The following is an 11,457-nucleotide window of genomic DNA, read 5'->3' as shown; positions in this document are numbered from 1 at the left end:
TCGCGCGTCTCTATATCTCCCATAACAATAATTCTGGCGCACGGGTAAATCCGTCTGAGCAGGTCGGCGTGGCCTGAAAGCGAGGCAATATTTACATATGCATTGAACACGGCCTCACGGCGCCCAGCAAGAAGCGCGGACATTTCCGCTGCAGGCAAGTCCTCCAAGTCGCTACAGCAGCGATAGCCGAGCATGGACAGAGCCATCGCGAGTGACGACAAGCCGGATCCAGGAGAGCCGAAGGCAAATACTGGTGTTTCAGTGGGGCGGCGATGAAACACGCCAGGAGTCGTGTCATTCAGAATGCCAATTCGGCCCAATGCAGGAAGAATCGAGTAGGAGTTGGTCGATTCGAGATCACAGCGCTGGCTAATGACCGATCGTCGAACGGCGCGAACATCCATCTCGCCAAACTTCTGGTTGATCCAAAGGTCTACCGGGCCTCGGCAAGGCCCGAGATCGAGAAGGCGCTGTGCTCCGCGCGCGGAGAGAACGTACCCTGATAGATACCAAAGACCACGCTCGGGCCGGAAGACGTTTGGTGAAATCGGAGCCTTAGGGGCGCCGTATCGGACCTCCTTATAAGAGAGATACAGAACATCAAATGCAGGCTCCGAACTACTGCTGGCATGCAACTCTGCCCAAGCAGCATCGACGAGCGTACCAAAGCCCCTGTCGAATAGGACATCATCCTCTAACACAAGCGCATATCCACCGGCGGATGCCGCGATCTTCTTCCATACAGCGATATGCGATCTTGCGACCGCGATCTCGGCGTCGCTCATTCGGATCGGCTCATCMAGCTTAAACGCGGCCGGTAGCGTCAAAGGCTGTGGCTCGACGGAAAGCTGGTCGGCCAAGGTGTAATGGATATCCACATCGGGTGTTTGAAGGCTGCTGGTAGTGTAGGCCATGCCGTCGCAAGCCGAATGCCGAACGAGAAGATCGAGCAAGGGGCTACCTGACGCGTCCGAGATACGACGCAGCTCTTGCTGAACGGCCACCAGCCGCTCTGGCTGGCGATCTAGATTGATGACATAGATCTGGCTGATCGCCAGGCAGTCAGACTTCCCGCCTCGGCTGAAGGCTCGACACAATTGACGAGGAAGTAGGACCCGAGCTCGCATGCGGAGGGTGTTCAATACTCTTTGGAGGCCGCCCAACCGCGGAAATAGGTTCATACGTTTTCATCTCCAGGCCTCTCGAAGACCCGTTGGTTGGAGTTGCGCCAATTGCGATCATCGTTGCGGTAGCTTAGCGGCCACTTCGATACAGCAAATTCGCTCCAGTCTTTAAGAACTACGATCGCGTTGTCTAACTCACCCGCGACGCCCATCTGGAAGATTACCCTGGACAAATTACCTGGACCGGTGGTCGCCTGGATTTCCGGCAGTTCGCCCTGCACAGCTTCCACGAGGCATTGAGTGGCTCTTTCAAGTGCGCCCTCAATAACCAGGTCGCCCGATTGAGCTGACAATGGATTATTATTCAGATAGAAGATCCAGTTGCCCGCCTTCGCTGACGGCGACATGAAGTCACAGGCTTGAACCATCGTATCCKAATCAATGTCATAGCAAAGCGGCTGAACTTTAAGTCCGTGACCTTTAAACAACGGGCTAATGTCCCCGGCTATGCAGACATCGTCTGCGTCCACGTACAGCCCTCCCTCAACGTGCAGGAAGCACAATCGGAAATAATCAGCCTGCATCGCAGGATGGTAACAGCGCCTGTAAGCTGAAAGGTGCAACGGGCTGAGATGCTTTTCAATGTAAGCAGCAGCTCCATCCGCATCGAACAGTCGGTGGGCATAGCCTGCTTTTTGCCAATAAATCCAAGATTCAATGCACTGAAGTACGTCGGGCGGCAGGTTCTGGAAGTCGTGCCAAAACTGAACGATAGTCCTAGGCGTGCCGTCCACCTGCGAAACAGGCGAAGGCTTGGGCGGCTGGCGATGAATGATGCCCTTGATGTAGTCCGAACGCTGCCGATGATGATCCGGCGTGTCTGCTTCAAGCGCCATGAGGCGGCCTCGAGATGGGATTCAATGAGACTTGGGAGGCTTGTGGTCAGCCTGTCTACGTGTGCCGTCTCGCGATAATACTCGCAGCCCGACCGTTCGATACCCATACGTCGCCCGACCACCCTTCAGCGGCGAGCGGCTGAGGCACGTCTGCATGTGACGTCGATCCAGCGGCTACTGCCGCTGCATGACGCCACGATTGCCTATGCCGCAGCGAAGGCGGCGTTGTCCACCCACAGCAAGGCCCTCTCCAAGGAAGTCACCCCCAAGGGGGGGCGCGTGGTCCGCGTGTCGCCGGGCTGGATCGAGACAGACGCTGCGATCGCATTCGTCGGGCGGATTGCGTCCAATGCAGGCACAGATTATGAGGGCGCCAAACAGCAGGTCATGCAGGGGCTGGGCGGCATTCCGCTGGGGCTCCCGGCCAAGCCAGCCGAGGTGGCCGATCTGATTGCATTCCTGGTCTCGCCGCGGGCGGCGTCCATCTCCGGATCGGAGTACACGATCGACGGCGGCACTGTCCCGACCGCCTGAGGTTGCGTTGTGACCATCCGGGCCGCTCGCGCTCGCGACCTTCACAACTACCACGCCGCCCCGAATGCAACTATGAAGGCCGCGACCTGCCCCCCTCGGTAAACCATGCCCCACTTTCGCCGTCTTTTTGGTCGTTGGCTCCGCCTGCGTCGTCTTGTCCGTTGGCGCTGGCGTGAGCGCCAGGCCTCGGCACCGGCCATCGAGGCCACCGAGGGCCCCCTGCGCGCCGCGCTGTACAGCGTTGAACAGATGGAGGTCTACGGCCGCGCCCTTGCGCGCCAGCATCGGGTGCGGATGCGACCGGGCGCAGAGCGCCTGCTCGATCGCCTGCAAGCCAACGAGCGTGTCCTGGAAGACGCCAACACGCTGCTCAGCAACGTAGTACGCGAACAGCGGCCGRTGACCCCGGCCGGGGAATGGCTGCTCGACAACTACTACCTGATCGAAGAACAGATCCAGACCGCGCGACGTCACCTGCCGCGCGGCTACAGCCGGCAGTTGCCTTCCCTTGTCGCCGGCCCCTCGGCCGGGTTGCCGCGGGTGTATGAGCTGTCGATGCAGGCCATCGCGCATGGCGATGGCCGCATTGACGGCGATACGCTGGGCCGCTTCATCGCCTCGTACCAGTCGCTCGCGCCGCTGAGCCTGGGCGAACTGTGGGCCGTTCCGATCATGCTGCGCCTGGCCCTGCTGGAGAATCTGCGGCGCATGGCGGCGCGGGTGATGCGCGACGGGACGGACCGTGGCCTGGCTGCCCAATGGGCGGACAGCCTCAATCGCGCGGCGTCCGATACCCCGACCGATGTCGTCCTCGTGGTGGCCGACATGGCACGCTCCGAGCCGCCCTTGACCGGCGCGTTCATCGCTGAGCTGACCCGGTCGCTGCAGGGGCGCGGCGGTGCTTGGGCCATGCCCATCGCCTGGCTGGAACAGTGGGCCGCCGCGGCTGGGCAGCGCATCGATGAACTGGTCGCCGCCGAGGGCCAGCAGCAGGCGGCCGACCAGGTCTCCATCGGCAACAGCATCGGCAGCCWGCGCTTCCTCTCCACCATGGATTGGCGCACCTTTGTCGAAGACATGAGTGTGGTCGAGCAGCGGCTGCGGGAAGACCCGATGGCCGTCTATCCGCAGATGGATTTCGGCACCCGCGACGCCTATCGCCATGTCGTAGAGAAGATTGCGCGCGGTAGCCGCGTCGCCGAAGAGCGCGTTGCGACCATCGCGCTGGACCTGGCACGAGCAGCTGAGCCGCTCGATGGGCCACGTACGCACGTAGGCTATTGGCTCGTCGGCGAAGGCGTGAACACCACCGTGGACGCGGTGGCCGAGGCGGCACCGCGCCACCGCAAGGCACGGCGGCTGGCGCACCGCGTGCCACTTGCCCAATACCTGCTGCCGATTGCCCTGCTGGCGGTGGTGGCCACCGCTGGCCTGCTGGCATCGGGCAGTGGCGCGGTACCCGTCTGGCTGGCCGCGCTGTTCGGGCTGCTGGTGTTCAGCGAGCTGGGCATCGTCCTGGTGAACTGGACGGCGACGGTACTGGTCACGCCCCGGCCCCTGCCCAAGCTCGATTTCAGCGAAGGGATCCCGGCCGCCTGCTCCACCGTGGTCGCGGTCCCCTCGATGCTGTCCAGTATCGACGGCATCGATGTCCYGACCGAGGCGCTGGAGGTCCGCTTCCTGGCCAACCGCGATCCTCAGCTGCGCTTCGTGCTGCTGACAGACTTCCTAGACGCCGCGGCCGCCGAGACACCGACKGACGACACCCTGCTTGCGCATGCCGTGGAGCGGATCGAGGAATTGAACAGTCGCTATGCGGCCGAGCGCGGCGATCGCTTCTACCTGCTGCACCGCGCCAGGCAATGGAACCCGGGCGAAGGGGTGTGGATGGGACACGAGCGCAAGCGCGGCAAGCTTGCAGCGCTCAACGCCCTGCTCCGTCAGGGCGATGCGGCCGCGTTCATGCGCACCGTCGGTGACACGGCTGCCTTGGTCGGCGTCCGCTACGTCATCACCCTGGATTCGGACACGCAGCTTCCGCGGGATGCCGCACGCGCCTTCGTCGCCACCTTGGCGCACCCGCTCAACCGCCCGCGCTTCGATCCGGCGCTGCAACGCGTGGTGGAGGGCTACGGCATCCTGCAGCCCAGCGTCGGTACCAGTCTGGGCACGCGCCGCACCTCGCGGTTTGCCCGGATGTTCGGCAGCGAGCCCGGCATCGATCCGTACTCGCGCATGGTCTCGGATGTCTACCAGGACCTGTTCGACGAAGGCTCGTTCGTGGGCAAGGGCATCTATGACGTCGAAGCGTTCGAGCATGCGCTCGAGGGCCGCCTGCCCGAGAACCGCATCCTCAGCCACGACCTGCTGGAAGGCTGCTATGCACGCGCCGGCCTGGTCAGCGATGTGCGCCTGTACGAGGACTATCCCGAACGCTACGCCGCCGACGCCAAGCGCCGTGCGCGCTGGATCCGCGGCGACTGGCAGCTGTTACCCTGGTTGATGCCGTGGACACCGCGCCCGGGATCGGGGTGGGAACGCAACCCCCTCAGCCTGCTGTCGCGCGGCAAGTTGCTGGACAACCTGCGCCGGAGCCTGGTGCCGATCGCAGCCTTGGCCTTGCTGGTGGCGGGTTGGCTGTATGCCGAAAGCCCGGCTGCGTGGACGGCATGGGTGCTGGCCCTGTGGTTCGCGCCGCCGCTGATCGGCATGCTGCGCGATGCGCTGAGCGTTCCGGACGACACCCCGCTGGAAGCGCACTACATCATGGTCGGGCGCGGCACGCTGCAGTCGTTGCTGCGCGCGGCCACCCAGGTCGCGTGTCTGCCCTACGAAGCGTTGCTGGCCGGTGGCGCGGTGCTGCGCACGCTCTGGCGCATGACCGTCACCCGCCGCCATCTGCTGCAATGGAACCCCTCCAGCGAAGTCGAGCGCCGCCTCGGCAGCGACCGCGGCGCGGAATGGCGGGTGATGGCGCCCGCGTCGGTGCTGGCGGTTGCGCTGGCAGCGGTCGTGGCCAGCGTGGCTCCGCAGGCACTGCCTGTCGCCCTGCCCCTGCTGTTGGCGTGGACCTTCGCGCCCGCGTTGATGGCGTGGCTGGGCCGGCCGCCGGCCGCAAGCGTGGCCGAGCTGTCGGTGACCCAGCGGGCGTTCCTGGGCCGGCTGGCGCGGCGCACCTGGTCGTTCTTCCAGGCGTGGGTGCGCGAGCAGGATCATTGGCTGCCGCCGGACAACATCCAGGAGCACCCGACGCTGGTGGTGGCGCGGCGCACCTCGCCGACCAACATCGGCCTGTCCCTGCTGGCCAATCTGTCCGCGTGGGATTTCGGCTGGCTCCAGCTGGGCGCGGTCGCGGAACGCACCGCCCTCACCTTCGATACGCTGGACCAGCTGCCGCGCCATCGCGGCCACTTCCTGAACTGGTACGACACCGAAACCCTGGCGCCGCTGCAGCCGCGCTACGTCTCCACCGTGGACAGCGGCAACCTGGCGGGCCACCTGCTGACGCTGCGCCAAGGCCTGCTCGCGCTGGTGGACGCGCCGGTGCTGGCGCCACACACCTTCGATGGCCTGGCCGATACGCTCGGCGTACTGGAAGAGGAACGGCAGCGCCATCGCCCCGCTGACGCAGTACTGAGCGAGGCGCTCAACCACCTTCGCCAGCGCCTGGCGGCAACGCGTACCGACCACCCGCGTGGGACGACGCAGCTGCTCGCCCGGTTGCAGGAGCTGGCCGGTCTGGCCGACGCCATGCTGGCGCACTGGCCGGCACCGGAGTCGTCCGAGGAAGGTGCGCTGCACTGGCCCGCCCTGTTCGCTGCCGAATGCCATGCCGCCCACGCGACACTTGCCGACCTCCCTGCCGATGCCGGCGCGGACGACGAGGCGCCAGTACCGAGCCTGCGCCAATTGTCCGCCCTGCCCGGCTCCGCCGGTGCGGACGCGCGCGCGCGCATCGAGCAGCTGCAGGCGCTGGCGCACCGCGCCGGGCAGTTCTCGCTGATGGAGTACGGGTTCCTGTTCTACCGTACCCGCAACCTGCTCTCGATCGGCTACAACGTCGACGACCATCGCCTCGACAACAGCTTCTACGATCTGCTGGCGTCCGAAGCGCGGCTGTGCGCCTTCGTCGCCATCGCCCAGGGCCAGTTGTCACAGGAGAGCTGGTTCGCGCTTGGCCGGATGCTCACCGAGGTCAACGGCACGCCGACGTTGTTGTCATGGAGTGGCTCGATGTTCGAGTACCTCATGCCGCAGCTGGTGATGCCCAGCTATCCCGATACGCTGCTCGACCAGACCGCGCGACATGCGGTCGAGGCGCAGATCGTCTACGGCCGCACCTTGAACCTGCCGTGGGGCGTGTCCGAGTCCGGCTATAACGCCGTCGATGCCCGCCTGAACTACCAGTACCGCGCGTTCGGTGTGCCCGGATTGGGTCTCAAGCGCGGCCTCGGCCAGGATCGGGTCATTGCCCCCTATGCCAGCATGATGGCGCTGATGGTGGCACCGGAGGCGGCGTGCCAGAACCTCCAGGCCCTCGAAGGGTTGGGGTTCTCCGGGCGCTTTGGCATGTACGAAGCGATCGACTACACCCCCGCCCGGGTACCGCCGGGACAGGATCACGTTCTGTTGCGTTCGTTCATGGCCCACCACCAGGGCATGGGCCTGCTGTCGCTGGATTACCTGTTGCGCGACCAGCCGATGCAGCGCCGTTTTGTTGCCGATACCGAGTTCCAGGCCACCTTGCTGCTGCTGCAGGAACGCATCCCGCGCATCGGCGTATTCCATCCGCATGAGGTCGAAGCGCTGGGCGAGCATTCGGCCATGGCCGAGCACGAGACCTCCCTGCGCGTCCTGCGCGACCCGGCGGGCCCGCGCCCGGAAGTGCAGCTGCTCTCCAACGGGCGCTACCACAGCATGCTGACCCATGCCGGCGGCGGCTACAGCCGCCACGGCGACCTGTCGCTCACTCGCTGGCGCGAAGACGGCACCACCGACGCCTGGGGCACGTTCTGCTACCTGCGCGACGTGGACAACGGCGAGTTCTGGTCCGCCGCCTACCAGCCCACCTGCGTGGCGCTGGACCATTACGAGGCGATCTTCTCCGACGCCAAGGCAGAGTTCCGCGGCGCGCGCCGCGGCTGCGAGAGCCATCTGCAGGTCGCCATCTCCGCCGAGGACGACATCGAGCTCAGGCGCCTGCGCCTGACCAACCGCGGCCGTCGCCAGCGCACGGTGGAGATCACCACCTATGCCGAAGTGGTGCTGGCGCCCGCAGCGTCGGACGACGCGCATCCGGCCTTCAGCAACCTCTTCGTGCAGAGCGAGATCCTGGCCGCCAAGCAAGCCGTGCTCTGCACGCGCCGGCCCCGTTCGCACGACGAAGTCCCACCGTGGATGTTCCATCTGGTCGCGGTGCATGACGCCGAGGTCGCGTCGATCTCCTACGAAACCGACCGTGCGCGCTTCCTGGGCCGTGGCAACACGCCGCGGACGCCGCAGGCGTTGACCACCGACACCGAGCTCTCGGGCACGGACGGCTCGGTGCTCGACCCGATCGTGGCCATCCGCGTGCGGGTGGTGCTGGAGCCCGAGCAGACCGTGCAGCTGGACATGGTGTATGGCATCGGCGCCGACCGCGTCGGTTGCGAGGCCATGGTCGACAAGTACCGTGATCGCCGCCTGGCGGACCGTGTCTTCGACCTGTCCTGGACACACAGCCAGGTGGTGCGCCGGCAGATCAATGCCAGCCAGGCCGAGGCCTCGCTCTACGAGCGCCTGGCCAGCCACGTGCTGTATGCCAATCCGCTGCTGCGAGCGGGCGACGCCGTCCTGCAGCAGAACCAGCGAGGGCAATCCGGGCTGTGGGGCCATGCCATCTCGGGCGACCTGCCCATCGTCCTGCTCAAGGTCACCGACGCGGAGAACGTGGAACTGGTCAGGCAGCTGGTGCAGGCGCACGCGTATTGGCGCCAGAAGGGACTCAACACCGACCTGGTGATCTGGAACGACAGCAAGGCCGGCTATCGGCAGGAACTGCAGGACCAGATCCTGGGGATGGTGGCCGCCAGTTCGGAGACGGGCCTGCTAGATCGCCCCGGCGGCATTTTCGTGCGGCCGGTGCAGAACATGAGCCACGAGGACCGCGTTCTGCTGCAGGCGGTGGCACGGGTGGTGCTCAGCGACGAGGACGGCACGCTGGCGGCGCAGGTGGGGCGCCAACCGCTGCCTGTGCGACGGATTCCGGCTCTGGTGCCGCAGGCGGAGCAGCAGGAGCTGGCCCWGGCGATGGACGCGACGCCCGGGCTGCCCGTCATCGCCGACCCGGGACCCGAACCCGGACTGCCCCCGGGCGTTGAGCACGACGAAGAGGTGGACGACCCGTGGCCGTTCCTTCCGTACCGCGGCGCCGGCCGATTCGACAACGGCACCGGCAGTTTCAGCGAGGACGGCCGCGAATACGTGGTGGTGGTGCGCGAAGGCGCCCCGACGCCGGCGCCCTGGGCGAACGTGATCGCGAACGCCCGTCTGGGCACGGTCGTCAGCGAGAGTGCACCGGGCTATACCTGGTTCGAAAACGCACACGAATTCCGCTTGACGCCCTGGCTCAATGATCCGGTGTCCGATACCGGCGGCGAAGCCTTCTACGTGCGCGATGAGGAAACCGGCCGTGTCTGGTCGCCGATGCCGCTGCCCTGCCGGGGCACCGGTGCGTACCGTACCCGCCACGGCTTCGGCTACACGGTCTACGAGCACATCGAAGACGGTATCGCCAGCGAGTTGTGGGTCTTCGTCGATGTCACCGCGCCACTGAAGTTCTCGGTCCTGCGGTTGCACAACCTCTCGGGCCGGCCACGGCGGCTGTCGGCCATCGGCTACGTGGAGTGGGTCATGGGTGACCTGCGCCCGAAGTCGCGCATGCACGTGGTCACCGAACGCGATCTGCAGACCGGGGCGCTGCTGGCGCGCAACAGCTACAGCACCGAGTTCGGCGGCCGGATGGCCTTCTTCGACACCGATGCCGAGGGCTGCGGCTGGACCTGTGACCGCCTGGAGTTTATCGGCCGCAACGGCGGCCTGCATGCACCGGCCGCGTTGCGCCGCGAGCGTCTGGATGCACGGGCCGGTGCGGGCATGGATCCCTGCGCGGCGATCCAGGTGCCGCTGGAGCTGGCGCCGGGCGACCGCAGTGAAACCACGTTCCGCCTTGGCGCCGGGCGCGACCGCGAGGAAACGCTGGCGTTGGCACGAAGCCGCCAGGGCAACCAGGAAGCCATCGATGCGCTGGACGCCGTGCGCATCCACTGGCGCAACGTACTGGCCACGGTGCAGGTACGCACGCCGGACCCGGCGTTCGACGCACTGGCCAATGGCTGGCTGGTCTACCAGACCCTGGGCTGCCGCTACCTGGCACGCAGTGGCTACTATCAGTCCGGCGGCGCGTTCGGCTTCCGCGACCAGCTGCAGGACGCGCTCGCCCTCGTGCACGCGCGCCCGGACCTGACCCGCGAACACCTGCTGCTCTGCGCGGCACACCAGTTCACCGAAGGCGATGTGATGCACTGGTGGCACCCGCCGCAGGGTCGCGGCGTGCGCACCCGCTGCTCGGACGACTATCTGTGGCTGCCCCAGGGTGCATGCCGCTACCTGGAGGTCACCGGCGACGCCAGCGTGCTGGACGAAGTGGTCGGCTTCATCGAGGGGCGCGCGGTGACCCCGGAAGAGGAAGGCTACTACGACATGCCCACCCTTTCGGCACAGCGCGGCACGTTGTATGCGCACTGCGTCGTCGCGCTGGAGCGCGGGTGCCGGCTGCTCGGTGAACGTGGGCTTCCGCTGATGGGCAGCGGCGATTGGAACGACGGCATGAACCGCGTCGGCGACCAGCAGCGCGGTGAAAGTGTGTGGCTCGGATTCTTCCTGCATGACACGCTTCGCCGCTTCATCGGGCTGGCCAACGCGCGTGGCGATGCCGCCCGTGCGCAATGGTGCGAAGAACAGGCCGAACGCCTGCGTCAGAACCTGGAACAGCATGCCTGGGACGGCGCGTGGTATCGCCGCGCCTGGTTCGACAACGGCGCCACGCTGGGCTCGTCACAGAACCAGGAATGCCGCATTGATTCGATCTCCCAGAGCTGGTCGGTGCTGTCAGGCGTGGCCGCGCCTGAGCGTGCCAGCCAAGCGCTGGATTCGCTGTACACGCATCTGGTGCGAAAGGACGCCAAGCTGATCCAGCTCCTCGACCCGCCCTTCGACCAGACCACGGAGGACCCCGGTTACATTCGGGGTTACGTACCGGGCGTGCGCGAGAATGGCGGCCAGTACACCCATGCGGCGGTGTGGGCGGCGATGGCATTCGCCCAACAGGGCGATGCAGTGCGTGCCTGGGAGCTGGCCGGCATGATCAACCCCCTGAACCACACGCTRGATGCCGAGGCGGTCCAGACTTACCGCGTCGAACCCTATGTGTTGGCCGCCGATGTCTACGCCGTGTCGCCGCACGTCGGGCGAGGCGGCTGGACGTGGTACACCGGATCGGCCGGGTGGATGTATCGCCTGCTGGTCGAATCCCTGCTCGGCATCCGTCGCGACGGCGATCGTCTCTCGCTTGAACCGTGCCTGCCCGATCACTGGCCGTCCTTCGAATTGAGCTACCGCTTCGGGCGCAGCCTGTATGAGTTCGTGGTGACCCGCACGGCCCAGGGTCAGCCGACGCTGCATGTGGATGACGTCCTGCAGCCGGACCTCAGCGTCCTGCTCCGCGACGACGGTCATTACTACCGTGTCGCGCATGATCTGGGTGCACCTCCGGGATGAACGTGCGCGCCGAGATACAGGTGCAACTTGATGCGCTGGCCGACAAGCTGGACCACTGGGTGGCGCGAGTGCGCCACCCAGCGCAA

Annotated in this window: 4 protein-coding genes; 2 read left to right on the top strand and 2 right to left on the bottom strand. The window is 66.0% G+C overall.

The window, feature by feature from the left end:
* Positions 1-1,127, bottom strand: a 1,127-nt coding sequence (locus AC1DQP_RS10260) for a glycosyltransferase family 25 protein (protein ID WP_478051533.1), incomplete at its 3' end; no start/stop codon positions are given.
* 50 nt (positions 1,128-1,177) lie between these two features.
* Positions 1,178-2,020 (bottom strand): glycosyltransferase family 32 protein, encoded by an 843-nt coding sequence (locus AC1DQP_RS10255; protein WP_478051532.1) that lies wholly within the window; start codon positions 2,018-2,020, stop codon positions 1,178-1,180.
* Between the two features lie 156 nt (positions 2,021-2,176).
* Between AC1DQP_RS10255 and AC1DQP_RS10250 the strand changes: the two genes are divergently transcribed.
* Positions 2,177-2,554: an SDR family oxidoreductase gene (locus AC1DQP_RS10250; RefSeq protein ID WP_457322154.1), complete on the top strand. Its 378-nt coding sequence runs from the start codon at positions 2,177-2,179 to the stop codon at positions 2,552-2,554.
* A 105-nt stretch (positions 2,555-2,659) separates the two neighbouring features.
* A complete protein-coding gene (locus AC1DQP_RS10245) occupies positions 2,660-11,371 on the top strand; it encodes a glycoside hydrolase family 94 protein (protein ID WP_478051531.1) in 8,712 nt (2,903 codons plus the stop codon).
* Positions 11,372-11,457 lie beyond the last annotated feature (86 nt).

Source organism: Stenotrophomonas sp. P5_A8 (genome assembly GCF_056400545.1).
Note: the sequence above shows the minus strand (reverse complement) of the source record. Positions and strands in the feature narration are given on the sequence as shown.